Origin of the sequence: Peribacillus sp. NPDC097224 (assembly GCF_044761985.1) — a bacterium.
In the GTDB taxonomy this organism is placed as follows: domain Bacteria; phylum Bacillota; class Bacilli; order Bacillales; family DSM-1321; genus Peribacillus.
Genome location: NZ_JBIWDK010000005.1, coordinates 208,258 through 234,356 on the forward strand (window position 1 = coordinate 208,258; position 26,099 = coordinate 234,356).

Below are 26,099 nucleotides of genomic sequence, written 5' to 3' on the forward strand. Positions count from 1 at the left end.
TTATATCCACACCTCTAAATAGATTCCGAGTACCGCACACAATAATCCAACTGTCCAAAACGTCACGACCACGCGCCATTCAGACCAGCCAGAAAGCTCATAATGATGATGAAGCGGGCTCATTTTAAATATACGCTTACCTCTAAGCTTAAACGATCCTACTTGTAAAATGACGGATAGAGTTTCAATGACGAAGACTCCACCAATAATGACCAACAGCAATTCAAGTTTGGTTAATAGAGCAATCGTAGCAATCGCTCCCCCTAAGGCTAGCGATCCTGTATCCCCCATAAACACCTTTGCTGGGTGGGCATTAAAAACTAGAAAGCCTAAGACTGCGCCGACGATTGCCACTGAGAATATCGCCACATCGTATTGTGACTGGCTCCAAGCAAGTATGGCAAAAGCACCGAAAGCAATCGCGGACGTTCCTGAAACGAGACCATCCAATCCATCAGTCAAATTGACGGCATTAGAAAAACCTACCAACCAGAAAATCACGATAATTAGGTACGCCCAACCAAAATTAATGGAAAAATCAGTACCTGGAATCGTCAATTCAGGGTTAAAGCCGTCAGTCTGTTTGAAAACGAAGTAAAAAATGACGGATATCACGATTTGGCCTAGAAGTTTTTGCTTTGAAGTCAAGCCTAGGTTCCGTTTCATGACGACTTTGATAAAATCATCCAAGAACCCTAGTAAACCAAATCCTAAGGTAACGAATAATAATAAGTACGTTTCAGTGGATGGTTCTGAAAATTTAAATGTCATAACTAATGTGGCGATGGTGACTGATAATAGAATCACCAAACCGCCCATAGTAGGCGTTCCTGTCTTCTTTAGATGGGATTGTGGGCCTTCCTCCCTGATACTTTGCCCAAATTTCAGCCTTCTTAAAAACGGTATGAAGATTGGTGATAGAAGAACCGTTACTAAAAATGCCATCAAAATTGTATAAAAAATTACTTGTTCCAACATTCCTACTCCCTCATTCCTAACACAATTCAAATATACATTATCATTGTTGCTATTTCTTTGTTTGTCGGGCGTGAATTAATTTGCACCCAATTTTGTTTGAATTGCTTTTTCTGCTTCTTCACGATCATCAAAGTGAAGGATGGCATCTCCGACCAATTGGTAAGTTTCATGCCCTTTTCCTGCAATTAAAATGACGTCTCCCGCTTCGGCTTTTGAAACGGCATACTCAATCGCTTCTCTTCGGTCCACTATCACCGTATATTCTTCTCCTTCAACTCCCGCTTCCATATCACGAAGGATTTGCAGTGCATCCTCGCTGCGCGGATTGTCGGAAGTGAAAATTGGGTCAGTTGCCAATCTGCAGGCAATCGCTGCCATGATGGGCCGTTTTGTCTTATCCCGATCTCCACCACAACCTACAATCACAAAAATTTTACTTTTTGCAAACTCCGCTACGGTCTTCAAGACATTTTCAAGACTATCTGGTGTATGCGCATAATCAACTATGACGGGGAAATCCTGATTCGCCATAATAAGCTCAAAACGACCGGTAACACCCTTTATTGATTCAATTGATGCTATCGTCTCATCTAGGTTAATTCCCCCGCATAAAGCCGCGCCAATGGCAGCAAGGACGTTATAAACGCTGAATTTCCCAATTAACTGCAACTTAACGTTACGCGTATCCTTGCCAGCTTTTAGAGTGAAAGTAGTGCCTTGAGCGCCAATCTGTATATCACTCGCCCTAATGTCAGCATCTTTATCAATTCCGTATGTAACAACTGTAGCGGCAGTCGCCTTAATAAAATCGGCTGTTGCTTCATCATCCGCATTTAGGACTGCATATTTAGGGCGATTTTCCAATTGCGCATTGCCCAGCTGGGAAAATAACAATGATTTCGCATGTTTATATCGCTCCATCGTTTTATGGAAATCTAAATGATCTTGCGTTAAGTTAGTGAATACTGCTATATCATAGTCACATCCATGAACACGGCCAAGTTCAAGAGCATGCGAAGAGACCTCCATGATGGCCGTTGAGACACCAGCTTCAGCCATATCATGAAAAGCCTTCTGAAGCGTGACACTGTCTGGCGTCGTATTCTTCGTTTCAAATACTTTATCGACGATTTTTGTATACATCGTACCGATCAAGCCCGTTTTTTTCTTTTGATCTTCGTAAATCTTTTCAAGCAAATGGCTTGTGGTCGTTTTTCCGTTCGTACCGGTGATTCCTATCAGGTTCATCCTTTGGGTTGGGTGACCGTAAAATGCATCAGCGAGAACGGCCATGGCCCTACTTGAGTCACGGACAACAATCACAGGTACATTTAAGTTAAGCTGTCGTTCAGCAATGACAGCTGCAGCCCCATTTTCTACGGCTGATTGGGCAAAATCATGACCATCCACTGTATAACCTTTTATGCAAACGAATAAACTTCCGTCTTTAACTTTACGGTTATCATTTTCAATGGAGGTAATCTCCGGATTTTCTCCTTCATGCGCATCCAAGGAGTGTAAATAAGTTAGTAATGCGTGAAGCTTCATTTTTCCATCCCTCTCAACTTAATTTGAGGATTAATTATATGTGATTAATTTTGGCTTGTCGAGAAACCAGCTTTTATTATACGGGGTTTAATCGACTCCGTAAACAAAGCGGCTGATTTTTTTCAGCCGCTTTTCACTATTCTTATTTTATACTTATTCTGTTTGTTCGCCAAGATAAATTCTAATTGTTGAACCTTCTTTTAATTTCACTCCTGCATCCGGAGCTTGTTTTATGACTTTATCCCCCTTACCGGCCATGTCTATCTTAAGGTCCAGAAGTTGGGTTTGTAACTCTTTTTTGCTCATTCCAACAACATTTGGTACCTCGATCATCACCGGATCGGTCCAGACTTTTTCTTTTTCAATCTGGTTTTTCCTTGGTTTGACACCCATCGCCCTTAGTGAATCCTCCATGATGTTCCCAACAATCGGGGCAGCGACCACACCACCAAATTGAACGGTCCCTTTCGGATTATCCACAGCGATATACACGACGATTTGGGGATCATCCGCTGGGGCGACACCAATAAATGAGAGTATATAATTATTGTCTAAATATCTCCCATTCTCGGCTTTTTGGGCTGTTCCTGTTTTCCCCCCGACCCGATACGATTCCACGAAAGCTCCCTTACCGCTTCCTTTTGCCACAACGGATTCAAGTGCTTCCCGAACTTTCTTCGAGGTTTCTTCAGAAATCACCTTTTTTTTCGCCTGTGGGGTTTTCCGCATGACCACTTCCCCCGTTTTCGGGTCGACCAATTCTTTTGCAATATAAGGGGTATATAGTGTCCCTCCATTCACAGCTGCCGATACAGCCGTGACCTGCTGGATGGGCGTGACGGCAACACCTTGTCCAAAAGCCGTGGTTGCCTGTTCAACGGGACCAACACGATCCATATTGAACATGATCCCCCTACCTTCCCCAGATAAATCAATGCCCGTTTTTTGACCGAAACCAAAATCATTTATATATTGGAACAATTTATCTTTACCAAGCCGGTTCCCTAGCTCAACGAAACCCGGGTTGCATGAGTTTTCTACGACTTCCAGAAAAGTTTGGTCACCATGACCTCCGCTTTTCCAGCAATGCAATGTAGAACCTGCAACCTCCACATGGCCGGGATCATAAAAATGGTCGTTTTGTAGATTCACCTTTCCTTCCTCTAGAGCAGCGGCAAGGGTGATGATTTTAAAAGTTGAACCTGGCTCATAAATGCTCCATACCGGCAAGTTACGGTTATATACTTCTGCAGGTACATCTTGGAATTTCGCTGGATCGAAGGTGGGCCTGCTTGACATGGCCAGTATTTCGCCCGTCTTCGGATCCATTGCAATGGCTATGAGTCCATCTGGATCATAAGTGGCCTCCGCATTATCCAGTTCCCGTTCCACAATGGTCTGAATTCGGCTATCAATCGTCAGTTTCAAATTATCTCCGTCTACTGGAGCCTTGAAATCATCCGCCATATTCTCAAGTCTTTTCCCTTTTGCATCCGAATAAAATTTCACGAACCCTCTTTCTCCATTAAGTTCCTTATCATACGATAGTTCGATTCCCATCAATCCCTGGTTATCCGAGCCTGTGAACCCCAGTACATGTGATAAGTACTCACCGAATGGGTAATGCCGCTTGGAGTCTTCCGCGATATATATACCTTTTATGCCGAGGGCCTTGATTTCCTTTGCCTTTTCATGAGAAATTTTCCTCCCCTCGGGAATCCTGGCGCTCATCGCCGGTTTGGTTAACCATTCAAAGGCTTTCTCCTTCGTGATATTCAATATGGAAGCTAGCTGTTCCGAGGTTTCACTTGGATTCTCTATTTGTCGTGGGATGACATATACTGTCGGTGCTGAGATGTTCGTTGCCAACTCGACTCCATTTCGATCCAATATTTCACCACGTTTGGCTTCAAAGGGGATATTCCTACTCCACGAATCCTTAGCTAAGCTTGTCAAATCATTTCCTAGATAAAACTGAACGATCCCTAGGCGAATGTCAATGATAAAAAAGACGACTAATCCTATTGCCAATGCGATTGCGAGCCGTTTTCGGACGGTAACATTTGAAACACGCAAAAACAGGCACCTCCATTTCATACATGCTCAATATATATGCTTGTCTACTTGGTGGTAGAATAAAAACATGCAAGAAAAAGAGTGACCCATATGAGCCACTCTTTTTCTTGCATGCTTATTTTACTCTACAGTCGTCTCTTTTGTTGGCGAATCCTTCGGTGGCTTTTCCGGCTGCCTTAATTCGACTTTGAAAGAGTCTCCTTCTTTAACCTTTGTGCCACCTTTAGGACTCTGTTTACCCACATATCCTGTGCCTGACGTATTCAGATTAAGCTTGGCAATGCTAGCTACCTTCATAACATCACGCAGTGACCAACCAGCCATGTCCGGAACCTTCATTGCCCCTTCAGGACGGAGAATAATTTTTTCCCCTTGAAGAAGGGAACTACCCGATTTAGGGGATTGGTCGAGAACTTTCCGTCCCGTTCCGATTACTTCCACTTCATATCCTAACTCCTCGAGTTCTTTAACGGACGAATTAATAGGTTGATCCGTATAGTCTTCAATCTTGTTAGTTTCCTGCTTTTTCAAATCGGATGGCTTTATGTTTAAATACATGAGGCTGTTTTGCATGACCGGGTTAAATATTTCAGAAAGAGGATCAGCTCCTACATAGGAAACACCTAATTTCGGTTGTTTGACAGCCACATATACGACAAGTTGCGGGTCATCGGCTGGAGCCATTCCCAAGAAGGAAAAGAAATAGTTGTCCTTACCTTCAAGATATCGACCAGTCGGCCCAGGAATCTGCGCAGTCCCCGTTTTTCCGGCTACGTCATACCCATCGATCGCGTACTTCTTGCCCGTTCCTTTTTTTGCCGAGACGACCGTTTCTAAATATTTACGAACTTGTTTTGCCGTCTCTGCCGAAATCGGTTCCCCCGCCACTTTCGGTTTGGTCGTTTTCAACACTTTTCCGGTATCTTGATTGGAAATGCTTTTAATGACATAGGGTTGCATCATCTTTCCGTCATTAGCTACCGCTGAAGCCGCTTGTATCTGTTGGATTGGTGTCACCGTTGTCCCTTGCCCAAACGCGGTAGTGACTTTTTCCATTTTATACTTATATTGAATCTTGCCTGTAATCTCATTCGGCAGGTCTATTCCCGTCTTTTTATCAAAGCCAAACTTCGTCAAATAGTCGCGGAATGTATCCGCACCTATTTTATCCATGGCTAAGGTTGCAAAAGCGACATTGGAAGACCGTTGAACCCCTTCAAGAAAGGACATGGTCTTGCCTGGCTCGATCCCGCTATGGTCGCCTATGGAACCTGTTGCAGCCTTGTATCTACCTGTTGTAAAACTATCATTGGGATTAAAGACCCCTTCTTCTACAGCCGCTGCTAGAGTAAATGTTTTAAAGGTGGATCCGGGTTCATAGGTTTCTTCAATGGCCAGGTTGCGCCAAGTATCCGTAAGCCCTTCCTTCGTCGTCGGATGGAATGTCGGCCTTTGGCCCATCGCCAATATTTCGCCTGTTTTAGGATTGGAAACGATGGCGATGATTTGTTCCGGTTTATATTTCCCCTGGACTTTATTCATGGAATCTTCCAGGAATGTTTGTATTTTCTTATCGATTGTCAGCGAAACATTATTCCCATTATGGGGAGCTGATACCTTTTCCTCCGCCCCTGGCAAGATCAATCCCCAAAAGTCACTTTCATAGGTCAGCTTTCCATCCGTTTCCTGCAATTCTTTATTAAGGTACTTTTCGATACCGAATTTCCCTGTCATCTCTTCTGTTTCTTCATCCTTTTCTACATATCCAATCAAATGAGAAGCAAAGACCCCATTTGGATAGAAGCGTTTGTTCGTTCTTCCAAACGTGATTCCTGGCAACTCTAATTTTTCGATTTTCTGTTTGGTGTCCTGCGTCAAGTCTTTTCCAGCACTCCCAAACTCCACTTGATACGCCCCTTTTTTTGATAGGCGTTCATAAATGGCCTGTTCATCCATATCTATATATTTAGCAAGCTTACTCGCGGTCATTTCTGGGTCTTTCACCCGTTCGCTTTCTTTTTCGCTCAAGATGGCACGTAAGATATAGGAGGAAGTATCCACAGCGATGACGTCTCCCTTAGTATCTAGAATACTGCCACGTTTCGCTTCAATAACCTGCTCTTTCTCATATTTCTTATCGATTTTTGAAGCAAGTACCTCTCCCCCGGCTGTACCCGTCACACCAATATATAAAAAGCGGCAGATTAATACAAAGAAGAGCAGGCTGAATACGAAGAATAATCCAGCTGCTCCAAGCTTCATATTTTTTTGTTTCTGCATCAGTTCTGCACAACCTTCACGTTATTATCATCCAATCCAAGGCCTAATTTGGCAGCGATTGCCCAAATGCGCTCATATCTACTAAGTTCGTCGACCTGCACCATTAAATCATCATTCAATTTACCTTGTTCTTCAATGGTCGCTTCAACCTGCTGGATTTCTTTATTCGTTTCATAAATGGCAGCTTGATTGGAAACTATCTTCACACACGCAAAGGTAATCATGATAGCAATGGCGCATAGTAATAACACTTCACCAATCGATATTTTCGCTTTACGGATGACAACAGTTTGCTGGGATTGTTGCTGTTGATCTACATATTGCTTTTCTTGTATTTTTTTTGCTATGGCACTCATTCATGCTCCCCCTTACTGTTTTTTTCTGTAGTTTACTGTTTTTCGGCAATCCTTAATTTCGCCGAGCGTGATCGGTTATTACCTTCCAGCTCTTCTTCCGAAGGTAAAATCGGTTTTCTTGTAATTAATTTCAGAGTCGGTTTGAATTCATCAGGGATGATCGGTAGGCCATGCGGAAGATCTGGTAGGGCGCTGGCTTTTTTAAATACCGTCTTACATATCCGATCTTCCAATGAATGGAAAGTGATGACAGATATTCTTCCCTCGGGATTCAACAGGGATATCGCTTGTTCAAGGGAATCCTCAAATACGCCCAATTCATCATTTACAGCGATTCTGATTGCCTGGAATACTCGTTTCGCAGGGTGTCCACCTTTACGTCGGGCCGGGGCAGGAATTCCTTCTTTAATTAATTCCACTAACTCAAATGTCGTTTCAATCGGTTTTATTTCACGGGCCGCTTCTATTTTCCGGGCAATTTGCTTGGAGAATTTCTCTTCCCCATACTGGAAGAAAATCCTGAGCAAGTCATGGTAAGACCATGAATTCACCACATCATAAGCTGAAGTCGCCGCACTTTGATCCATCCTCATATCCAGTGGAGCATCGTGATTGTAGCTGAATCCACGTTCAGGTGTATCTAGTTGTGGAGAGGACACACCTAAATCATAAAGGATCCCATCTACCTTATTGACTCCACGAGCATTCAACTCTTCTTGAAGATATTTAAAATTATTAGGAACAAGTACGACACGGTCCCCATAGCTTTCTAATTTAGCTTTAGCATTCTGAATCGCCGTTTCATCCTGATCAAAAGCATACAATCTGCCTTTGTCAGAGAGCTGTGACAGCAAGTATTCGCTGTGACCTGCTCCTCCTAAAGTACAATCTACATAAATTCCATCAGGTTTGATGTTCAAGCCATCAACCGTCTCTTTTAATAACACTGTTGTATGTTGAAACATGTTAGACATCCTTCCAATCGGTAATTGAGTCACTCTATTCGAGGGCAGCCTTAAATTTCAAAGCCAATCATATTTTCTGCTATCTCAGCGAAAGAATCCTCTGAAGCTGAAAAATAGTTTTCCCAAAGGGATTTGCTCCAAATCTCAATTCGATTGGTAACACCAAGAATTACACATTCTTTTTCCAATTGGCCATATGAAGTAAGCGGCGTGGGAATATTAATTCGCCCTTGCTTATCAATTTCGCATTCTGTTGCAGCGGAAAAGAAAAAACGGGTAAAGGCACGAGCGTCTTTTTTGGTTATGGGCAGGGCTTTCAGCTTCTCTTCCAATAGCTTCCACTCATTCATAGGATAACCAAATAGGCATTGATCGAGTCCGCGGGTAAGCACAAATTGTTCCCCTAGGTTGTCCCTGAATTTCACCGGGACAATCAGACGGCCTTTTATATCGATGTTATGATGGTACTCTCCCATGAACATACCCACTACCCCCACATTCTAATCTCAATGTACCACATTCCCCCACCTTTCTCCACTTGTTTTTACTTTCGCCTTTATTGTAAAAATCCCCTTCTTTTACATAGAAGTTTATTTAGCCAATATTCTTATCGAAAACCTCTCTTCTTCTCGAATGGTCACAAACTAAGAGAGTGTTCCTCCTTTCCTGTCGAAAGTTTTCGGAAAACAAAAAGAAGACAGGCGAATTACCTGTCTTTAATCTTCTTTATATCCTCCACTTTTCTCCACCGCGGAGACCTTACAAGTAAATCAGTTTATGCTGGTTATTAAACTGATAGTCCAGTTTCATGATTTCCTTTATAAAATCGGGTCCATATTGATTCAAGTAATAAAAAACATTCCAGGTTCTCTCTTGGGGAGATTCCAAAGGATACAGCGAATTGGCGATACGTTCGTATTTTTTCAAGACGAACGAGTGACGTTCTTTCGTCCGTTCCCCAATCTTACCGTTCATGAATGCTAGTTGTTTCTGGATAAATTCAATATTTTTATTTAGAATCGGTTCAAGCCCCTTATCCAATGAAACAGCATGCATCGATAACTTTTGATGGTTCTCTTCAAGTTGGGATTTCATCGTCTGGAATAAGTGATCGACCGTTTCATCTTTCATAGAATCGAGATAACGCTGTACGGTTCTTCCCGTCCCTTCGGTTAGCACTGTCTTCAACGTTATTTCCGTTTCATCCAAGTCCGTCTGGATACCCCGCTCAACGATAGTTATATTCAATCTTGGGATGATGGGTGGCATCTTCATAGCAAATAGTTCAAATGCTCGTTTCAATTCTGCCCAATAGGCAATTTCACCCGGTCCAGAAATGAAGGCTAGAACGGGAAAGAGCATTTCCTGCATGAGTGGGCGCGTAACGACATTATTACTTAATTGCTCTGGATGGGTTTTCGCCATTTGCAAGAGTTCCTGCTCCGAGAAAGAGAGCTCACCATTTCTGGCAGTGAACCTGCCCTCCGACCGTTTAAGTAAGCAGCGATCTTTTTTGGCAGTATCGTAATAAAACAGATTGGCTGGCTGTTCTCCCATTTCAATCATTTTGGAATAACCTTGTTCTTGCATGAAGGTTTGTTGCTTTCCAACCTCTTCCGCAATCTTTTCGCTTTTTCCTATCAACGACTCAAAAAAGCCTGTTTCTAATTTTCTAAGTGCTGGATCACCTGCGTCAACAAGCAAGAGGCCATATTCTTGGAACCATTCGTGAATCAAACGAGCAAAAAAGTCGACGAATGTATTCGATTGCTTAACGGTTTCCTTCATATCAATAAGGAGTTTATTCGTAAAGGCGGTTTCCCCATATGTTTCAATGATTTCTTCGAACCATTGCTCCATCTTTTTTTCATCGATTTCTATATCTGTGATCATGGTCTTGAAAGGCTGATATGAAGGATAAGATTTTTTATCCGGTTTACCATTTTTCATGACATACACATGGTTGACCTCAGCTAGGTCATGATCTTCTCCAGCTATCCAAAACACAGGAATGACCGGTTTTCCCAGTGACTTCCTTTGTTCTAGTGCAAGCTTGATGATTGAAATCACTTTATGTATCGTATAAAGGGGACCAGACAACAAGCCCGCCTGCTGTCCTCCAACGACAACGACCGAATCATCACGTCGTAATTCTTCAATGTTTTTATTAACAGCCTCACTGCTTGAAAAACGAGACATATATGTCTGTATGTAATTCGATAATGCTTCTCGTGAAAAAGTCCTGTTCATCAGCTCTTGATATCTATTGCGATAGATGTCCGGGTTGGACAAGTCATAGTGAAAATAATCTTCCGTTTCAAGCTCGCCCTGTAAATAGTCCGATGCGAAACGGTTTAATGATGGTAACGCGAGATCTTTCATCTCCATGTATGTTCTCCCTTTCTCTGCAACTACAATTCTTTTTAGAGTATAACATTCTGTTTTAAGAAAACAAAAAATGTTGCCCAGGAGCAGAAAATTGATGCTTTGCCATTCATTATGCAGTAAAGATTCTAGTAATTCTCGTAATAAATCCTATAGAAAATAAAAGAAGGTACGCGCAAAAAAAGAATGCGAAGTTCACTCTCCAAAATCCTTTCAATACTTTTTGAAAAATGATTTCTCCTTTAACTTGATAATGGACAAGAACAACAACGAATGCATTGGCTATCATGATGAGCATGATCACCCAAAAAATATGTATGTCCCAAATTGTCACTATTAAATAATGGACCGATAATACAAAAAACAAAGTACTCATATCCATGGCAAATTGAACGGAACGCTTATGGTTCCTTGTGAATTGCTTGGCACTAATAAAAAATATGACATAACCTATAAATGGAAGTGTAATGAAAATCGCGGCAAGACTTGAAACAAAGTTTGGCATACCCTCATCCCCCTTGGAACTCTTTTCCTTTGATCATTGCATAAAGAGAAGACGTTAAACATGCCTTTTTCTCTTTTCGTATTGCCTCCGAAATGATATAACCTAAGATTGCGTCGATTTCCGTTTTTCTTCCAAGTTCAATATCTTTCAGCATGGAAGATCTATTTTCTGAGGTCTTCGAACACACGGATTTTACGTGGTTAAAAGATTCCTCTGCATCTGGTAATTCCAGTACAGACGATATTTCAACAAATAGTTCCTGGAATAATCGGTAATAAAACGGATTACTGATCAAACGCCCATTTTCCACTTCCAATAACGCGGTCAGAGGGTTGATTACAGCGTTAACGATTAACTTGTCCATTAGCATGGCATGGTAGTCCTCACACTTACGGAATGGAAAGTAGTCGTTGTTCGCATCCAGAAATGGAAGTACATTCAAGTCCCCCCTGAAAGACGCAACTCTGGTTATACCAAACCCGGTATGTTCCACTGTATTCGGGTCGAGCTTCAACGCCCCATGTTCCACCACACCAACACAAACGGTCGCTGACTTCAACTCCTTTAAATAAGAAATGTGCCCATAGCCGTTCTGCAAAAACAACAAAGGTACATCCATCCCCTCGATCACTGGCAGGACTTGCGGTATATGATACTGTTTAACCGCGACTAGGATTATCTCTTCTCCCCTTATTCCACTTTCGATTGCGTTGGATGTTATATTTCTTTTCCTGGTCACTCCATTCACGATGCAACGGAGACCCTCACTATTAATACATGATGCCTGTTCCTCTGTACGTGTATAAATCGTTACACTGTGCCTCTCACTTAAATAAGAGGCGAATAACAATCCGACGGAGCCGCCTCCAATTACGCCGATTTTCATATTACCCTTCCTAACTTTTCTCATATACTGACTATTTTAACACATTTTCTTTTTTCACTACCTTGCTTTTTCCATATCAAGGGGGACCAACAAAATGCTACAAACAAATCGTTATCACCATTTCCGTCTTTCAACAGCTAATTGCACAAAAACACAAAAACATAGAGAAGTATAAATACGCCAGCCATGGGTATAACTCCTTCTTCACGAGCTAAATTAATGGTATATTATATATGAAAAGTTGTGGATTCCTTAAAGTTTTTAAACACAAACGAATGATACCCTATCTTTATTCTTTGATGATCGATATAAAGAAAAGGAAAGGGATAATGATCAAACGGCTTGTTAGACTCGATTTAGTGAGGAAAGGTTTTAATGGTGACTGTAGTTAGGGTTACTTGTTGATTTAAAAGCATGACGGGAGTAGTTTATCAGAATGAGGGGGAGTTTTATATGGAATACAAGGTGGAACGGTTACTTGTGAATTTTAAGACGCTTGAGGAGTTCAAGAAGTTCAAGGAATATGGGATGCAAGAATTATCCATGCTCGATGATTTAGAGGGGAATATCATTGAGAACGACAGTCAATCGCCTTTCTACGGCATCTTTTATGGTGACATGTTGGTTGCTAGAATGAGCCTATACAAAAAAGATGCTAAATTCGACCGATATTTTGATAAAACAAAAGACTTTCTTGTCCTCTGGAAGCTCGAAGTTCTTCCCAACTACCAAAACAAAGGGTACGGCAAAGCTTTAGTCGACTTCGCCAAAAGCTTTAATATGCCAATCAAAACGAATTCCAGGGTACACTCCCAAGCTTTCTGGGAAAAGATGGGCTTCTCTCCCGCATCCTATGAAATGGATCGTGACTACGGAGAAAATCCTTTGATTTGGACCCCCATTGAAAAACAAGATGAAATCATAGATACACAAGAATAAATGAAAAATGCGGGCGGATTTTTTCCACCCGCATTTTTCATTTATTTACCCTTTCCAAGTTACCGTTCTTATCCATTTGAAAACTCACCTTTGGATTTAACTTTTCATCTTCTAGGACACTGAGTTTTCTAGCCCGCTCCATAATTTGCATGAGAGCCCGATAATCTTCTTCCACTACTCTTAAATTATCCCGTAATAACTCATTCTCTTCCCGCAGCCTTTCATTTTCCTGTTCAAGATTATAAGAATGCCGGGCATTCCTTTCCATTTCTTCCCTATCAATTTTAAAGGTTTCATCCACCTTCGTTAAATATGAAATAACGTCTTGGAGAGGAGTAGATGGCGATGATGGCAATTCCCTTTTCCACTCAGCTGCTACCTCTTGTTCGTTCGGGACTTCTTCATTCTCAACAGCTTCCCCTTCGAAACCATTATCCCGCATGGCCTGTTCTTTTCTCTGCTTTTTAGCCAACTCAATTCCTGACTTATATTGCTTTCTGACAAAAGAATTCCAACGAAAACCGCAGGCTGCAGACGTTCTTGTTAACTGTTTCCCCACCTCTTCAAATGCCTTCAGTTGCGTACTGCCTTCCCTAATATGCCTTAGCACCACTTCAGCCAACAATAAATCCTCGTCCTGTGTCCATGCATCTTGTCTCGCAATCGTCATCTCTCTACCTCCAAGCAAGTTTTACTTCATGATATGCACTTGATAGGAAAGATAGACGGAATATAGAAGCGATAAAGATTTATTTTTTTTTATTTAAAAAACGGCTGACTGCGTCATGATGGGCTTCCGTTGCCCATAGTTTGGAACATTCACGGATTTCCGCATCCATTCTTTCTTTCAGGCCTCCATCTTCCCATTTCTTAACCAGTATTTTTTTATAAGCCATTAAAACCCCGGGTTCATGGCGTAGGAAATGTTGGGGAAATCCTTCCCAGTCTTCCATATCAATTATCTCGTCTATGAAACCAAATTCCTTTGCATCCTCGGAGCTATGTACTTTAGCATCAAGCAGTAACTTCATCGCTTTTTGTTCCGGAATTTTTTCAAACAAGAGTGACGCTGCCCCCCAGCCTGTTGTTATCCCTAGCGTTCCCTGAACAAACCCTAACTTTATCCCCTTTTTCGCCAATCTGAAATCACAAGCCGTGGCAATTTCACACCCGCCTCCGACAGCGCTTCCGTTGAGTAGGGCAATTGTAGGTTTCGGAAAGATCGCCAGTTCATACAGGATTTTCCCCATCCTCGATAGCATGGCAAAAGCCTCTTCCTCTGTATAAAGATTTTGAAATTCACTTAAATCGCCCCCCGAGCAGAAAGCCTGGGAGCCCTCTCCCGTCAAGAGTAATACTTTGACATCCTTATCACTAGCCGCTTGTGATAAAGCTATTCCTAGTTCATCCATCAACTGAAAATTAACCGCATTTCTTTTCTCAGGTCTATTAAATGAAATCTTCAAGTATCCTTTTGCATTCTTTTCAACGATTAATGTGTTATACACGTGAACACCTTCTCCATGTCTCTATTTATTCTAAATATTCAATTAAATTAATTTGTAAAAAAAGCGCAGAGATTTATCTCTGCGCTTTGATTAGCGTGTTGCATAATCAAGAAAGCAATGCTTTCGAGTAGGTCAAGAAATTATTTTGCGACAACTTCTTTTCCTTTATATGTTCCACATTCTTTACACACGTGATGTGAAAGAGTCATTCCACCACAGCTCGGGCATTCTACCATACCAGGTACTTGAAGCTTGAAGTGCGTACGACGTTTTCTTTTTGCAGTTTTCGACGTTCTTCTAAAAGGTACAGCCATTATTCCCACCTCCTTAAAAAATATAAAAAAGCTGGAAAAATCGGATTAGCGATTTTTCGTTCCAATTAAGATTCTTTATTGTTGTCAAAAAAGTCGGCAAGCTTTGCAAATCTAGGATCAACCTTATGTTTAGTTTCTTCTTCAGAAATAACAGCCCAGTCTTTCCCGGATTGAGGAGCAGCTTCATTAGGATCGACATCCTCACAAAAAACCTGCATCGGAATTTCTAGCAATAAATTTTCTTTAATTACCGGTATAAGATCTACAACATCGCCTTCCACCACAGTAACGTCTTCTCCGTAGAAATGATCGCCATCTGCTTTTAAAAGAAAGGTTTCCTTTGTATCAATATCAATCGGATATTTCACGTCTACCAGTGTACGGGAACAAGGTAATGTTAATTCACCTGTAAGATGTAAGTGAAAAGTAATCTCGGTCGAGTTGATATCAGCTCTTCCTGTTACTCTAATTGGAGAAACGTCGCGTATTTGCTTGTCTCTTTCCTTAATGTCTAAGACATCCACCAATTCATCTAACTGCAAATTTTTGTCCCGAATTTTTTGAAGTTGACTAATTGTCCATTTCATATGAAATCACCTCAAGGCAACAAAAATAATTATAGCTTTCAATTATAAGTTTGTCAATATTTTTTCTTTACACTATAATGTAGTCATCCTAACTGATTTGCCAAGTTTAAAATCATTTCAAACAAAAAATCAGGACGAAACATTCTAGTTCTCTTACTTGAAATACTATTTTAGCACTAAGTTGGAAAAATACAAAGTTTTTCTCTGAGGTGATTGAATGAAATCTTGCGGTTTAGTAGTCGAATATAATCCATTTCATAATGGCCATGCACTCCATGCCAGAGAAAGCAGACAAAAGACAGAGTCGGATATAGTGGTTGCTGTGATGAGCGGACCGTTTTTACAGCGAGGTGAACCGGCGCTTGTCAGTAAGTGGTCACGAACGGAAATGGCCCTACTGGGTGGCATTGACCTTGTCATTGAACTTCCCTATCCCTTTGCTGTCCAAAAAGCGGAACTATTCGCGAAAGGTTCCATATCCCTTCTCGAATATTTGGGCTGTGACTCCTTCTGTTTCGGCAGTGAAGATGGCCGAATCGAACCCTTCATCGAGGCCCATGGCATTCTATCTGAAAATGCCGAAACATATAACGAAACTCTTAAATCTTTGATGGAAAAGGGAAACAGTTACCCTGCAAGTGCATCAAAGGCATTCCAAGCGATAAGCAAGAACACGGAGATGTTGGATTTAACAAAGCCAAATAATATCCTTGGTAAAGAGTATGTTAGTACGGCCCTATCCAATGGATTCTCGATTGAACCCTATACGATACAACGGGTGGCCGCTGGCTACCATGATGTCCAGCTATCTTCAAGCCCCATCGCGAGCGCAACAGGGATCCGCAAGGCGCTACTAGAACAAAAACAGGAATTAGAGGCAGTGGGGACTTATATCCCCCCTTCAACCTTGCATGGGCTTCAACATTACCTAGCCACCTATCATGCTTTACATGAATGGAATATGTATTGGCCTTTATTGAAGTATCGGATTCTCGCATCCTCCCTGACAGAGTTGGCCGACATCTATGAAATAGAGGAAGGAATCGAGTATCGGATGAAGGAAATGGCAAAGGAAGCTATGAACTTTCATGACTTCATGACCGCCATGAAAACAAAACGCTATACCTGGACCCGAATTCAACGGATGTGTGTCCATATTTTGACCAATACGTTAAAAGAAGATATGATTCATGCCGAGGAACCTTCTTATATCAGGTTGCTTGGCATGAATCATAGGGGGCAAGCTTACCTTCGGAAAGTAAAAAAAGAGTTGCCGGTCCCGCTCATATCCAGGCTTTCAGCCTATCAAGATCGTCATATCGATACGGACATGCGAGCTGCACAGGTATATGCAATGGGGCTACGCGAACCTTATCAAACGGCGTTAATGAAGAGGGAGTTTGAAGCTCCAATCATAAAAACCAATTCGTTGGACACATGAAAGGCAGATCCTCTCCCTATCACACAAAAAAGCGCAAAACAGTTAGACTGCTTGCGCTTTTTTTCATTTTTTCGTTTCCTTGATCTTGGATAAATACTCTAATGCGTCATCAAAACTATCCACGGGGATGATTTTCATTTTCGTTTTAATGTCCTTCGCTGCTATCATCGCCTCTTCATAGTTCGACCCTGACGCGCCATTTTCATTAGGGGCAAAAAAGATTTCGGCTCCGGAATTATCAGCTGCGACAATCTTCTGCTGGATTCCGCCGATTGGACCAACCGTCCCATCATCCGTTATGGTTCCTGTCCCCGCTATATCGTAGCCTTTTGTAATATCCCCCTCTGTTAATTGGTTGTAAATTTCAAGGGAGAACATCAATCCAGCTGAGGGCCCACCAATTTGATCCGTATCGATCGTAACGGTCGGCTTCGTGATAACCTTACGATAATCATCAAGGGAGATGCCTATTCCTACCCTACTGGAATCATCCTTGAATGTTTTTAAAGGAATCGTGACCTTTTTCTCTTCACCTTCCCTTTTAAACACCAAATCAATCTCGTCTCCAGCTTTCTTACCATTGATATAGTCCATGAACTCTTGGGCTGACTTGAATCTCACACGATCGACTTGTATAATCTGATCTCCCGCCTTCAATTCCTTCGCTGCCGGCATTTCTTCGAGTACATCCAGAACATATACACCTAAGTATTGATAATCTACCTCTTTGCCCGCTTTATCATAAGCAATCTTAATTGCGTTATTTTTAGACCCGTCCATTAAATGCAACTGCCTGACATTATATTCTTCGTCTGTTTCATCTTGACTACGAATCGAGGTCTCCGGATAAATTTCCTGGTACTTACTCCACTTAGCTAATAAATAGGAGTAAATATTCGCCTTCCCCATCCTTACGGTAGTCAACATGAAGCTCCCTTGCTCTTCGTCCGCACCCGATACTTGAATAATCGGCTCCAATTCTTTAGCCATTCCTGGTTTCGTCACATAATATGGGAGAGAATATAACGCCGAGGCTATAAGGAGTATAGCGGCCACCAGGATAGTGCGTACAAACATTTTACGATTCATCTACATAAGACTCCTTCCAAGCACTGATACTTTGCTTAATCTGATCTACCTTATCCCTAGCAGCATCTTCTCCAATACTAATTATTTCCTGTATATTTGTAAATGCCTTTGAACTGTATTTTTCCACTCTTGGTCGGATGATGACATCCGAGGCAACTACTCTACTTTCCACCAATTCCATTTGCAAGATGTCGAGACTTTGCATGATAACGTCATATATCGAATTTATTTCTACGTCCTGTTTCACATGTGCAACATCCACAGCAATGATAATATCCGCTCCCATTTCCTTTACGACCGAAACCGGGACCCTATCTATTACCCCTCCATCGACAAGGAGTCGATCTCCAATTTTCTCAGGAACGAAAATTCCCGGGACCGAGATACTGGCTCTTACCGCAGGGGCTAGCGGTCCTTCACGAAATACGACCTTTTCCCCCGTCCTGATATCCGTGGCAACAACAGCCACCGGTATATCCAAATCTTCAAGATTCTTGCCGTATGTGAAAACCCGGATTAAATCCTTCGTTCGTTTACCTGAAATAAAGCCCATTTTTGGTATCGTAAAATCCAAGTAATATTTACGTTTAAATGCTCGCGAAAGTGTATAAAGCCTCTCAATATCTGAACCCGCGCCATAAAAGGTAGCCACCATCGCTCCCATACTGCTTCCGGCGATCATATCTATTGGAATGCCTTCTTTTTGCAACACCTTAATTACTCCAATATGTGCAAAACCTCTCGCTCCCCCCGACCCGAGTGCTAACCCGATCTTTGGATGCGGCATAAAAATCTCCCCTCACTATAAAAGTTCAATTCTTTTCAAAATCGTACTCATACAAAGTTATGGTCTTAAACAGTTTTATAGAAGCATATTGTTTATATTGACAGTAAAACAAGCCAAACAACAGAAGATTCAGATAACTTTCCGAAGCATATAGCCTTTCACTGTATCTATTATCTACATTTTATCATGTTTTACCAGTAGACCCTACGCTATTCGTAACCCTTTTAGGAGGAGGCTCAGAACTTGCTTAAATCAAAATCTAAAACAATAGTATTAGCCATCACGGTTACCATGATGGCAGTTGGCTTAGTCATCTTCCCCCAGGAATCCTTTGACGCTTCTAAAGGTGGATTAAATATGTGGTGGAAAATTGTTTTTCCCTCCCTCCTTCCTTTCTTGATTTTTTCGGAGTTATTAATTAGCTTTGGCGTAGTCAAGTTCATCGGTGTGATACTCGAACCTTTCATGCGACCCTTATTCCGCGTACCCGGTGTTGGAGGGTTTGTATGGGCTATGGGGCTTGCATCAGGTTTTCCGGCAGGAGCCAAATTCACGGTAAGGCTCCGTCAAGAGAAACAAGTCAGCCAAATTGAAGCGGAAAGACTCGTTTGCTTCACTAATTCATCCAACCCTCTGTTCCTATTCGTTGCAGTTGCCGTAGGATTTTTCCACAATCCCCACTTGGGCATCATCCTGGCACTTGCCCATTATTTAGGCAATCTGTGTGTAGGGATTTTGATGCGCTTTTATCGGAGAAAAGAGGAAAAGGGGAAACTCCAGCCCAAAAGCACAGCTAAACTGCCTTCCATCAGACAAGCCTTTAGTCAAATGCACCGCACACGCTTAAAAGAAACCCGGCCGTTTGGAACGTTGCTTGGTGATGCCGTTCTATCCTCCATTCAAACGCTCCTTATGATAGGTGGATTCATCATCCTATTTTCTGTTGTCAATCGACTTTTATTTCATATGAATATAACCAGCCTGCTTGCGACAGGAATCGGAGGGATATTGCATCTCATGAAATTTCCCGATTCTTTAAGCCTTCCATTCATCTCAGGCATGTTTGAAATGACACTTGGATCTAAATTAACCAGCAAGATAGAAAATGCGACCCTCCTGCAACAGACAATCATGACTAGTTTCATCCTTGCTTTCAATGGATTTAGTATTCAAGCCCAAGTGGCCAGTATCATCGCAACGACCGATATTCGTTTTATGCCATTTTTCCTGGCCAGAATTGCACATGGCTTCTTTGCCGCCATTATTACCGTTATACTCTGGGAACCCTTCTATAGAGGCACTGATTACAATGGAAATGTAATTAATGATTTCCCGGTCAATGGATTTACAGGAGAACGTGCACATTCTCTTTACCAATACATGTTGGATTTTGGTCCGCTTCTCACACTCGCTTTTCTCATGATTTACATCATCTTATTCGCTAAACGTCTCATCAGCGACTTTCATAAATAAAAAAGAGCACAGTCCACGAAGCGGGCCATGCTCTCTTTCCTATGCTTTTTGTTCTTCGTACTTTTGTGTCAAAGCTTTCTGAACAACAGGCGGTACTAATTCTGTTATATCCCCACCATATTTCGCTACCTCTTTTACGATACTGGAACTTAAGAATGAATATTGATTTTTCGTCATGATGAAAAATGACTCAATATTGTTGTTCAAAAATCTATTCATCGAGGTTCCTTGCATCTCATATTCAAAATCTGAAGTCGCCCTCAAGCCCCTGATAATTGCATTGGCGGAAACGCTTTCAGCATAATCGACCGTCAATCCCTGGTAGGAATCCACCTTAACATTCGGCATATGAGCCGTTGCTTCAGTGATTAACTTCAATCTCTCTTCTACAGTAAACAGTGAATGTTTTGCTGAATTGTTCACAACAACTACATAGACCTCATCAAATACGTTAGCTCCCCTTTGAATGATATCAAGATGGCCAAAAGTAATCGGATCAAAACTTCCCGGACAAATCGCTATTTTCGACATTCATCGTTCCCCCTATTCGTGTACGTTCCCCCACTGATAAATCGTTACCGCAATACTCCCATATACTTCTTTTCTCTTGATTGTAAAGTCGCCAATTTGTTCTGGCAACGAAACATCATCGCCATGCTCACAAACAATATACCCCATATCGCTGAGCAAGCGGTTTTTATGTATCTCTTCCAATAAATCCACGAGCTTTTGCTTTTTATAAGGTGGATCAAGAAAAATCAAATCAAAGATCATTTCTCTTTTCACCAACGCCTTTAATGCACGTTCTGAATCATTTTTATAAACCTCAGCACAGTCCGTGAATTTACATAGTTCCAAGTTCGCCTTGACAGTTTGGTTAGCTTTAAAATCGCGGTCTACAAAGATAGCTCGATCCATCCCCCTGCTCAAGGACTCGATTCCCAATCCACCACTGCCGGCAAACAAGTCTAAAACAATCCCGCCCTCAAAATAAGGACCAATCATGTTAAAAATGGATTCCTTGACTTTATCCGTAGTCGGCCGGGTTCCTGTACCCGGTACAGCCTTAAGTGGTCTTCCTTTGCAACTTCCGGAAACGACCCTCATCATTCTCACCACATTTTATGACAAATTTCTGTTACTTTCCTATCCTAACATATTAGAAATTACTAGCCAATAACAAAAGCCAAATACACCCGTTTAAGCGAGAACAATTTAAATACATTCCCCCTTTAAATAAAAAGGGCATATCCTCCTCATTAAAATCTCTAATAGTTTGAATAGATAAGCTGATTTTGGTCATAATGAAAATAACAACATGACTTATTAAGTGTTGTTGCCAACCGCGGAGAAGGCTTACGTTTCCCCATAAGTCTTCCTCCGGTTTCTCCTCTCCCTTTGCCTTCTGGTCCTTAATTAGACATAGAAGGACCCTGCATGAAAGTGCAGGGTTTTTTTTATGAAACTGCCGTTATCATGGGCTTTTTAGAACCGATTCAGCTTTAAGTTGGCTCTTCTCTTTTACGGGATAAAATGATAAAGTAATGAAAGATAAGTTAGTGAGGAGAGGTTTAATTGATTCAACGTTTTATAGAACTTGGACAAGGTTATTCAGATATATATGAACTGATCGAGGTAGGGCGCAATCAGCAACACCGTGTAGCTAGGATGCTGGCCATGCATACTACGCTTGATGATAAAAAGGTAACTTCATTGGTTATCGTCATGCAACCAACAGATCCGGGAAAATTCCAACCTCTATATATTTGCCGTGAGGGGATCCCAAACCCTCATTTTACCGCCAATAAACGATATCAACTATTTGAAGATCTGGCTAAAGAACTAGACAGACCAATTATAGAAATAGATGTGAAGTCTTCAAAACTTTTCGCCGAAATAGAATTGTACTATCAGCACTTGATAGGTATTTTGCGTATGAATAGATACCTACCGCCATTGGGCTGAAGAGATGAAAAAAAGTGCTGACTCCTCGAGTCAGCACTTTTTAGATACCCATTTTATAATCGTATTCCTTAGCCTTATCCGGTTTAGAATTTTCGAATTCCATTTTAAGGAAAGGTTTATAAGAAAGATCAACCTTTTTGACAAAGGAGTAATTATTCAGCTTTTCAACCAATGGTTCAACTTCATCCATGTTCGTATAAAGGACGACATATTTCAGCTTCTTTGAAACGTAATGGATATTTCCAAACTTCCTAAGCATTTTGGCTTGTTTTAATGTATGTAAATAGACGATAATTCCTTGTCTTGCTCCAAGCATATCAATAACTCCCTTTTATAAAGGCTTTAACTAATTTTAGCATAGCAGAATCCTTTCTTTCAACCAAGAAAAATGATTATAAACAAAATTCTCTTACTATTATGAATCATTTCGGGGTCATGAGTAAAAGGGGATGAAAACCATTGAGTGACTAAGAAGTAATGATTGTCCAGACTGTATCTTGCTCGTGAGTGAAATGAACATTTGCCGAAAAAAAAAGCCTGGTGAAATGTCCAGGCTTTCATCATCTTATGCAGAACAACCACAGCTTCCACCTGTTCCGCAACTTCCTGACGAGCAGCCGCCTGAAGATACGAAAAATGGATTTCCTGCAGGTGTTTTCACTTGTTCCGAAACAGCATGGCCGATTAAGCCACTAATTTCATCTAGGATACTCTGCAATTCCGTTTCTGCCATCTTGAACTCAGCAATGGTAGGGTGCATATCCATATCCCGTTTTGCCTCTCGGGTCTCCATATTGATGCGCTTATAGTCCGGATGATACTTACCGAACCTTTGTACATCTTCAAAAAGATCCTTTAGAGAAGTAAACTTGGAGATTTTTGTTTGCGCCTCTTTATCGCTTTGTAATTTATATAAACTAAGAAGATAATTTTCCCCTATATCAGAATGAAGGATCGTTTCTGCTAATCCGTCTGCATGTTGTAAAATATCAACAATTTCCATAGTAGCAAGCATAAATAAGCTCACCTCCACCATCATTTTACCATTTATTCTTTTCATATGCCATTGCTATGATTACATAGTGGACGTGATATGTACTTCGATCTCTTTATTCAGACCCGTTTTTTGACCCGAGTCATTCAATATCTCCAGCCTGATCTTATGCGCGCCATGTGGAATATCTTTTAGGATAAAGGCTGCCGTATGCTTATTGATTCTCTTTTTATCATCTAAAAGGACAGAAACAGTGGCCAACTGTTTTGAAGTATCTCCTGAAAAACTATAGTCGTTCAGGTAACATTCCACATATACAGAGTTTCCTTTGACAAAAGTCTTCACTTTAAAATCCTCATCCATCGTTTGGGCGCTTTGTACAGTGGTGGCAGCCTTAAGGTCAGAAACACTAGCAGCCGAGACATTTTTGGGTTCAGGGATTTTCTTTCCACAACCTGTTGCTGCCATCAGCACTGTTAGAACTATAATCATTCTCTTCATGACATCGTCCCCCTTTTGTCAATATTATTTGCCAAAAGGAGTAATTTACTCTTTTTTTCTTCATTCGCTTGGTACATTCATCGCTTGGAACATATGGAGCATCATCGAAGCAACCTGAACACTATCGGAGAATTTAGAGATTCGATGGGGAATTGATTTTTCAAAAAAGTACTTTGCTTCTGTTTCAAATTTATCCAACTCATGGGGATTACGCATTAACCTTTTATACCAAGCAGGCTGAATCCTTAAATACTTTTTCATATCCTCATTAGTCTGGATGAAGTCATACACATTTTGACGCATGGAATCCTTCCTCCCTCCCGCTACTTAATCCTTGTTAAATAAAAATGGATTACTTCTCTGCTCAGGTGCTTTTGGCGGAGGAGTGGAGTCCCCGCCCGATTTATTTCCCTGGAAAGCCGATAGCACACCTTGAATGGCTCCAATTGCTTGGTTGGCACTTGAAATATATTGTTGTATTTGTCCGATATCCATGTTTTTAACGGCACTCATGACCGTACCCAGTAACTCAGAGCTCTGCTCTCCCTTTTCTGTGGCGGTTACCACCGGTTCAGTCTTTCCTACAGAAGCTTGCACACTGTCCTCAGCCTGCCAGCGTGGATGATCTTCACCGAGTAGGTACCATTCTTCAAAAAGCTCCTGCCATGTTGCTTGCTTATTTCTCACTTCATTCACTAAATATGGATGCACCTTGACAAACTCCCTAAATCCATCAATGGAGGGGCGTTTTTTTTTTGCCATTACTCTTCACCTCACACTAAGACATCGCCTATTTTACGATATGCCTCTATGTATGAAAAAGTGCATGGATCTTATTCATTCATCCGGCTACATATAGTATAATATTGGAAAAAAGGATGTTTTTTATGAGTATAGAAGCACTTGTCGAGGATTTCAAGAACTTGGCAATCACGGCCGATGAAGCAGATCTACGCGTATTATCAGGAATCATCTCCAGCCTGAAGGAGAAAAGAAAAAATGATAAATACTCCTATATCTCCAATCTCCTTAAGCTTAACAAACAGGTTAGCCACGACGGCACATCTCTTTCGATGGTGATGCCTATCACCCCTTTATCCCATAATGAATTGAACATCACTCACGGAGGAATCATCGCCACACTAATTGACTCAGCAATGGGCACTCTTGCCGGCTCGACAGTCCCAGAGGGTTATGCTACTTTGACAACGGACATTCAGGTACGATATGTAAAACCTGCTATCGGTGAACAGTTGACTTGTACGTGTAACATTATGCATACAGGCAATAAAACCATCATTCTTGAAGGAAAGGTTTATCGAGATGACGGATTACTTTGTGCCGTTTCCACTGGTAGTTTTTTCATCGTGAATATGAAAGGACAATAAAACGGATCCCAGAAGGATCCGTTTATTTCTTCGCAATAAAGTTCTGTGTGTAATACTTTTTATAAACCCCTACACCTAAATCGGTAAACTCTTCACTCAACATCGTTTCCCGATGACCCTCGCTATTCAGCCAGCCTTCCATAACAGCCGCTGCATCCACATAATTTGCTGCAATATTTTCGCCTGCCGCACTATACTGGATATTCCCCGCTTTTAATCGGTCAGCTAAATCCCCTTTGGTTTCAGAGACTTGTGTTTCTTCCTGAGTGCCTTTCATCTCTTGGCTATTAAGGTAAGCAATCTTTGCAATTGAATCATTCCAATTTAATGGCTTCAAATCAAACCTACTACGCATGATATTCGCAATATCAAATATTTGCCGTTCATTCCCTACTCTCACATTAGTCCATTCCTCTTCGGAAAGATCCTTAACAGGCACTAGCGAACCATGATAGGTCAGCTCATATGGCTGCTGTTTTAAAAGAGTGGAATCATCCAAAAACCGGACACTCGAAACGGTTCCAGAAAACTTATCTAAATACAACTGAACATGAATATCCCCAAGTTCTATCAATGGTCTCATATTCATATCCTCTTCAGACAATTCGAAACGGTAGACGCTATCGCCAGCCTCTATATCAACCGTTGGTTCTATATATAAGCTAGAATAGATAGCATCAATGGATTGGCCGATTTTAAAAGGGGAAATATTCACATTGTCCCCAATTCCGTATGCAGAAACGACTTTCCCATTTTCCATGGCCAATTGAAAATAGTCATTATAATCTTTATTATATATCCACCAATCATATCCATATGCGGACATATCAATTCGATCCGGTTCACCGAATTCCTTTTTGACCTCTTTTATATTCTTCCCAATTGTAATCGCTAATCCTTCTTTAGCCATTACTTCATCTTTCTCCATATGCGGATTCTTTTCATTTATCGTATCGTTAGGATTAACATCTTTGTTTCCATCTATGAGAGGATTCAGCTTTTCCTCCAGACCGATATTCGTATAAATGCCGATTATGAAAAAAACAATACTTAACAGCATCACCTTTCCGAACCTGCGCAGAGGACACACCCTCTCTCTATGCTTATGTATCTAATACTAGCTTTCTTTCCTGA

At 41.3% G+C, this 26,099-nt stretch carries 29 protein-coding genes; 5 read left to right on the forward strand and 24 right to left on the reverse strand.

Annotation, left to right across the window (positions count from 1 at the left end; all coding sequences use genetic code 11):
- The 10 genes from mraY to ACIQXR_RS12195 all read right to left on the reverse strand — a co-directional run bounded on the left by mraY (position 1) and on the right by ACIQXR_RS12195 (position 11,979).
- Entirely contained in the window at positions 1 to 978 is a 978-nt protein-coding gene (mraY, locus tag ACIQXR_RS12150; RefSeq protein WP_402868174.1) for a phospho-N-acetylmuramoyl-pentapeptide-transferase, read from the reverse strand.
- Positions 979 to 1,053: 75 nt separating this feature from the next.
- Positions 1,054 to 2,526 carry a UDP-N-acetylmuramoyl-L-alanyl-D-glutamate--2,6-diaminopimelate ligase gene (locus ACIQXR_RS12155; protein WP_403080039.1) on the reverse strand — a complete coding sequence of 491 codons (1,473 nt, stop codon included), beginning with the start codon at positions 2,524 to 2,526 and terminating at the stop codon, positions 1,054 to 1,056.
- A 153-nt stretch (positions 2,527 to 2,679) separates the two neighbouring features.
- The gene (locus ACIQXR_RS12160; RefSeq protein WP_402868170.1) at positions 2,680 to 4,602 is read right to left on the reverse strand and encodes a stage V sporulation protein D; all 1,923 of its coding nucleotides are present in this window, start codon (positions 4,600 to 4,602) and stop codon (positions 2,680 to 2,682) included.
- A gap of 120 nt (positions 4,603 to 4,722) precedes the next feature.
- Positions 4,723 to 6,882, reverse strand: coding sequence for a penicillin-binding protein (locus tag ACIQXR_RS12165; RefSeq protein WP_403080041.1), 2,160 nt, complete (start codon positions 6,880 to 6,882; stop codon positions 4,723 to 4,725).
- Complete coding sequence (ftsL, locus tag ACIQXR_RS12170; RefSeq protein WP_403080043.1) at positions 6,882 to 7,238, reverse strand: cell division protein FtsL; 357 nt, start codon at positions 7,236 to 7,238, stop codon at positions 6,882 to 6,884. Before ftsL ends, ACIQXR_RS12165 begins: the two co-directional genes overlap by 1 nt.
- Before the next feature lie 32 nt (positions 7,239 to 7,270).
- Positions 7,271 to 8,203, reverse strand: a complete 933-nt coding sequence (gene rsmH, locus ACIQXR_RS12175; RefSeq protein ID WP_402868164.1) for a 16S rRNA (cytosine(1402)-N(4))-methyltransferase RsmH — start codon at positions 8,201 to 8,203, stop codon at positions 7,271 to 7,273.
- A gap of 50 nt (positions 8,204 to 8,253) precedes the next feature.
- The gene (mraZ, locus tag ACIQXR_RS12180; protein WP_402868162.1) at positions 8,254 to 8,685 is read right to left on the reverse strand and encodes a division/cell wall cluster transcriptional repressor MraZ; all 432 of its coding nucleotides are present in this window, start codon (positions 8,683 to 8,685) and stop codon (positions 8,254 to 8,256) included.
- 277 nt (positions 8,686 to 8,962) lie between these two features.
- Positions 8,963 to 10,591 (reverse strand): bacillithiol biosynthesis cysteine-adding enzyme BshC, encoded by a 1,629-nt coding sequence (bshC, locus tag ACIQXR_RS12185; protein ID WP_403080045.1) that lies wholly within the window; start codon positions 10,589 to 10,591, stop codon positions 8,963 to 8,965.
- A gap of 109 nt (positions 10,592 to 10,700) precedes the next feature.
- Complete coding sequence (locus tag ACIQXR_RS12190) at positions 10,701 to 11,093, reverse strand: DUF3397 domain-containing protein (protein ID WP_402868159.1); 393 nt, start codon at positions 11,091 to 11,093, stop codon at positions 10,701 to 10,703.
- 4 nt (positions 11,094 to 11,097) lie between these two features.
- Positions 11,098 to 11,979 carry a 2-dehydropantoate 2-reductase gene (locus ACIQXR_RS12195; protein ID WP_403080046.1) on the reverse strand — a complete coding sequence of 294 codons (882 nt, stop codon included), beginning with the start codon at positions 11,977 to 11,979 and terminating at the stop codon, positions 11,098 to 11,100.
- A gap of 453 nt (positions 11,980 to 12,432) precedes the next feature.
- Between ACIQXR_RS12195 and ACIQXR_RS12200 the strand changes: the two genes are divergently transcribed.
- Complete coding sequence (locus ACIQXR_RS12200; protein WP_402868156.1) at positions 12,433 to 12,918, forward strand: N-acetyltransferase; 486 nt, start codon at positions 12,433 to 12,435, stop codon at positions 12,916 to 12,918.
- A 37-nt stretch (positions 12,919 to 12,955) separates the two neighbouring features.
- Here the strand turns inward: ACIQXR_RS12200 and ACIQXR_RS12205 are convergent, their stop codons facing one another.
- The 4 genes from ACIQXR_RS12205 to ACIQXR_RS12220 all read right to left on the reverse strand — a co-directional run bounded on the left by ACIQXR_RS12205 (position 12,956) and on the right by ACIQXR_RS12220 (position 15,327).
- Complete coding sequence (locus ACIQXR_RS12205) at positions 12,956 to 13,588, reverse strand: RsfA family transcriptional regulator (protein ID WP_402868155.1); 633 nt, start codon at positions 13,586 to 13,588, stop codon at positions 12,956 to 12,958.
- Between the two features lie 79 nt (positions 13,589 to 13,667).
- Positions 13,668 to 14,426: an enoyl-CoA hydratase/isomerase family protein gene (locus ACIQXR_RS12210; protein WP_402868153.1), complete on the reverse strand. Its 759-nt coding sequence runs from the start codon at positions 14,424 to 14,426 to the stop codon at positions 13,668 to 13,670.
- A 140-nt stretch (positions 14,427 to 14,566) separates the two neighbouring features.
- A complete protein-coding gene (rpmF, locus tag ACIQXR_RS12215) occupies positions 14,567 to 14,740 on the reverse strand; it encodes a 50S ribosomal protein L32 (protein ID WP_402868151.1) in 174 nt (57 codons plus the stop codon).
- Between the two features lie 65 nt (positions 14,741 to 14,805).
- Positions 14,806 to 15,327: a YceD family protein gene (locus tag ACIQXR_RS12220; protein ID WP_402868149.1), complete on the reverse strand. Its 522-nt coding sequence runs from the start codon at positions 15,325 to 15,327 to the stop codon at positions 14,806 to 14,808.
- 217 nt (positions 15,328 to 15,544) lie between these two features.
- Here ACIQXR_RS12220 and ACIQXR_RS12225 point away from each other — a divergent pair, with 217 nt between their 5' ends.
- Complete coding sequence (locus ACIQXR_RS12225; protein WP_402868148.1) at positions 15,545 to 16,768, forward strand: nucleotidyltransferase; 1,224 nt, start codon at positions 15,545 to 15,547, stop codon at positions 16,766 to 16,768.
- A gap of 63 nt (positions 16,769 to 16,831) precedes the next feature.
- Here ACIQXR_RS12225 and ACIQXR_RS12230 read toward each other — a convergent pair whose 3' ends face one another.
- Positions 16,832 to 17,857: a SepM family pheromone-processing serine protease gene (locus tag ACIQXR_RS12230; protein WP_402868146.1), complete on the reverse strand. Its 1,026-nt coding sequence runs from the start codon at positions 17,855 to 17,857 to the stop codon at positions 16,832 to 16,834.
- Positions 17,847 to 18,644, reverse strand: coding sequence for a patatin-like phospholipase family protein (locus ACIQXR_RS12235; protein ID WP_402868144.1), 798 nt, complete (start codon positions 18,642 to 18,644; stop codon positions 17,847 to 17,849). The genes ACIQXR_RS12230 and ACIQXR_RS12235 overlap by 11 nt, the downstream gene beginning before the upstream one ends.
- A gap of 243 nt (positions 18,645 to 18,887) precedes the next feature.
- On the opposite strand from ACIQXR_RS12235, the gene ylbJ reads away from it, so the two are divergent.
- Complete coding sequence (ylbJ, locus tag ACIQXR_RS12240) at positions 18,888 to 20,117, forward strand: sporulation integral membrane protein YlbJ (RefSeq protein WP_402868142.1); 1,230 nt, start codon at positions 18,888 to 18,890, stop codon at positions 20,115 to 20,117.
- Between the two features lie 39 nt (positions 20,118 to 20,156).
- Here the strand turns inward: ylbJ and coaD are convergent, their stop codons facing one another.
- Both coaD and rsmD read right to left on the reverse strand, forming a co-directional pair.
- Positions 20,157 to 20,648 carry a pantetheine-phosphate adenylyltransferase gene (gene coaD, locus ACIQXR_RS12245; RefSeq protein ID WP_402868140.1) on the reverse strand — a complete coding sequence of 164 codons (492 nt, stop codon included), beginning with the start codon at positions 20,646 to 20,648 and terminating at the stop codon, positions 20,157 to 20,159.
- Positions 20,649 to 20,660: 12 nt separating this feature from the next.
- Complete coding sequence (gene rsmD / locus ACIQXR_RS12250) at positions 20,661 to 21,224, reverse strand: 16S rRNA (guanine(966)-N(2))-methyltransferase RsmD (protein ID WP_402868565.1); 564 nt, start codon at positions 21,222 to 21,224, stop codon at positions 20,661 to 20,663.
- Positions 21,225 to 21,692: 468 nt separating this feature from the next.
- Here rsmD and ACIQXR_RS12255 point away from each other — a divergent pair, with 468 nt between their 5' ends.
- Positions 21,693 to 22,082, forward strand: a complete 390-nt coding sequence (locus ACIQXR_RS12255) for a DUF7147 family protein (RefSeq protein WP_402868138.1) — start codon at positions 21,693 to 21,695, stop codon at positions 22,080 to 22,082.
- A gap of 40 nt (positions 22,083 to 22,122) precedes the next feature.
- On the opposite strand, the gene ACIQXR_RS12260 is transcribed toward ACIQXR_RS12255, so the two are convergent.
- The 5 genes from ACIQXR_RS12260 to ACIQXR_RS12280 form a co-directional block, all read right to left on the reverse strand.
- The gene (locus tag ACIQXR_RS12260; protein WP_402868136.1) at positions 22,123 to 22,398 is read right to left on the reverse strand and encodes a YlbG family protein; all 276 of its coding nucleotides are present in this window, start codon (positions 22,396 to 22,398) and stop codon (positions 22,123 to 22,125) included.
- Between the two features lie 249 nt (positions 22,399 to 22,647).
- Positions 22,648 to 23,097 (reverse strand): YlbF/YmcA family competence regulator, encoded by a 450-nt coding sequence (locus tag ACIQXR_RS12265; RefSeq protein ID WP_402868134.1) that lies wholly within the window; start codon positions 23,095 to 23,097, stop codon positions 22,648 to 22,650.
- 60 nt (positions 23,098 to 23,157) lie between these two features.
- Positions 23,158 to 23,577 (reverse strand): hypothetical protein, encoded by a 420-nt coding sequence (locus ACIQXR_RS12270; protein WP_402868132.1) that lies wholly within the window; start codon positions 23,575 to 23,577, stop codon positions 23,158 to 23,160.
- A gap of 60 nt (positions 23,578 to 23,637) precedes the next feature.
- Entirely contained in the window at positions 23,638 to 23,880 is a 243-nt protein-coding gene (locus tag ACIQXR_RS12275; RefSeq protein WP_402868130.1) for a YlbE-like family protein, read from the reverse strand.
- A 24-nt stretch (positions 23,881 to 23,904) separates the two neighbouring features.
- On the reverse strand, positions 23,905 to 24,339 hold the full coding sequence (locus ACIQXR_RS12280) for a YlbD family protein (protein WP_402868128.1): 435 nt from the start codon (positions 24,337 to 24,339) through the stop codon (positions 23,905 to 23,907).
- 125 nt (positions 24,340 to 24,464) lie between these two features.
- On the opposite strand from ACIQXR_RS12280, the gene ACIQXR_RS12285 reads away from it, so the two are divergent.
- Positions 24,465 to 24,965 carry a PaaI family thioesterase gene (locus tag ACIQXR_RS12285; RefSeq protein WP_402868126.1) on the forward strand — a complete coding sequence of 167 codons (501 nt, stop codon included), beginning with the start codon at positions 24,465 to 24,467 and terminating at the stop codon, positions 24,963 to 24,965.
- Between the two features lie 22 nt (positions 24,966 to 24,987).
- Here ACIQXR_RS12285 and ACIQXR_RS12290 read toward each other — a convergent pair whose 3' ends face one another.
- Complete coding sequence (locus ACIQXR_RS12290; RefSeq protein WP_402868125.1) at positions 24,988 to 26,025, reverse strand: CAP domain-containing protein; 1,038 nt, start codon at positions 26,023 to 26,025, stop codon at positions 24,988 to 24,990.
- Positions 26,026 to 26,099: the final 74 nt, after the last annotated feature.

What these genes read in the sequence shown, in the direction of transcription:
- mraY (WP_402868174.1), bottom strand. Translation starts at nt 978, where the DNA reads ATGTTGGAACAAGTAATTTTTTATACAATTTTGATGGCATTTTTAGTA.
- ACIQXR_RS12155 (WP_403080039.1), bottom strand. Translation starts at nt 2,526, where the DNA reads ATGAAGCTTCACGCATTACTAACTTATTTACACTCCTTGGATGCGCAT.
- ACIQXR_RS12165 (WP_403080041.1), bottom strand. Translation starts at nt 6,882, where the DNA reads ATGCAGAAACAAAAAAATATGAAGCTTGGAGCAGCTGGATTATTCTTC.
- ftsL (WP_403080043.1), bottom strand. Translation starts at nt 7,238, where the DNA reads ATGAGTGCCATAGCAAAAAAAATACAAGAAAAGCAATATGTAGATCAA.
- rsmH (WP_402868164.1), bottom strand. Translation starts at nt 8,203, where the DNA reads ATGTTTCAACATACAACAGTGTTATTAAAAGAGACGGTTGATGGCTTG.
- mraZ (WP_402868162.1), bottom strand. Translation starts at nt 8,685, where the DNA reads ATGTTCATGGGAGAGTACCATCATAACATCGATATAAAAGGCCGTCTG.
- bshC (WP_403080045.1), bottom strand. Translation starts at nt 10,591, where the DNA reads ATGGAGATGAAAGATCTCGCGTTACCATCATTAAACCGTTTCGCATCG.
- ACIQXR_RS12190 (WP_402868159.1), bottom strand. Translation starts at nt 11,093, where the DNA reads ATGCCAAACTTTGTTTCAAGTCTTGCCGCGATTTTCATTACACTTCCA.
- ACIQXR_RS12195 (WP_403080046.1), bottom strand. Translation starts at nt 11,979, where the DNA reads ATGAAAATCGGCGTAATTGGAGGCGGCTCCGTCGGATTGTTATTCGCC.
- ACIQXR_RS12200 (WP_402868156.1), top strand. Translation starts at nt 12,433, where the DNA reads ATGGAATACAAGGTGGAACGGTTACTTGTGAATTTTAAGACGCTTGAG.
- ACIQXR_RS12205 (WP_402868155.1), bottom strand. Translation starts at nt 13,588, where the DNA reads ATGACGATTGCGAGACAAGATGCATGGACACAGGACGAGGATTTATTG.
- rpmF (WP_402868151.1), bottom strand. Translation starts at nt 14,740, where the DNA reads ATGGCTGTACCTTTTAGAAGAACGTCGAAAACTGCAAAAAGAAAACGT.
- ACIQXR_RS12220 (WP_402868149.1), bottom strand. Translation starts at nt 15,327, where the DNA reads ATGAAATGGACAATTAGTCAACTTCAAAAAATTCGGGACAAAAATTTG.
- ACIQXR_RS12225 (WP_402868148.1), top strand. Translation starts at nt 15,545, where the DNA reads ATGAAATCTTGCGGTTTAGTAGTCGAATATAATCCATTTCATAATGGC.
- ACIQXR_RS12230 (WP_402868146.1), bottom strand. Translation starts at nt 17,857, where the DNA reads ATGAATCGTAAAATGTTTGTACGCACTATCCTGGTGGCCGCTATACTC.
- ACIQXR_RS12235 (WP_402868144.1), bottom strand. Translation starts at nt 18,644, where the DNA reads ATGCCGCATCCAAAGATCGGGTTAGCACTCGGGTCGGGGGGAGCGAGA.
- coaD (WP_402868140.1), bottom strand. Translation starts at nt 20,648, where the DNA reads ATGTCGAAAATAGCGATTTGTCCGGGAAGTTTTGATCCGATTACTTTT.
- rsmD (WP_402868565.1), bottom strand. Translation starts at nt 21,224, where the DNA reads ATGAGGGTCGTTTCCGGAAGTTGCAAAGGAAGACCACTTAAGGCTGTA.
- ACIQXR_RS12260 (WP_402868136.1), bottom strand. Translation starts at nt 22,398, where the DNA reads ATGCTTGGAGCAAGACAAGGAATTATCGTCTATTTACATACATTAAAA.
- ACIQXR_RS12265 (WP_402868134.1), bottom strand. Translation starts at nt 23,097, where the DNA reads ATGCTTGCTACTATGGAAATTGTTGATATTTTACAACATGCAGACGGA.
- ACIQXR_RS12270 (WP_402868132.1), bottom strand. Translation starts at nt 23,577, where the DNA reads ATGAAGAGAATGATTATAGTTCTAACAGTGCTGATGGCAGCAACAGGT.
- ACIQXR_RS12275 (WP_402868130.1), bottom strand. Translation starts at nt 23,880, where the DNA reads ATGCGTCAAAATGTGTATGACTTCATCCAGACTAATGAGGATATGAAA.
- ACIQXR_RS12280 (WP_402868128.1), bottom strand. Translation starts at nt 24,339, where the DNA reads ATGGCAAAAAAAAAACGCCCCTCCATTGATGGATTTAGGGAGTTTGTC.
- ACIQXR_RS12285 (WP_402868126.1), top strand. Translation starts at nt 24,465, where the DNA reads ATGAGTATAGAAGCACTTGTCGAGGATTTCAAGAACTTGGCAATCACG.
- ACIQXR_RS12290 (WP_402868125.1), bottom strand. Translation starts at nt 26,025, where the DNA reads ATGCTGTTAAGTATTGTTTTTTTCATAATCGGCATTTATACGAATATC.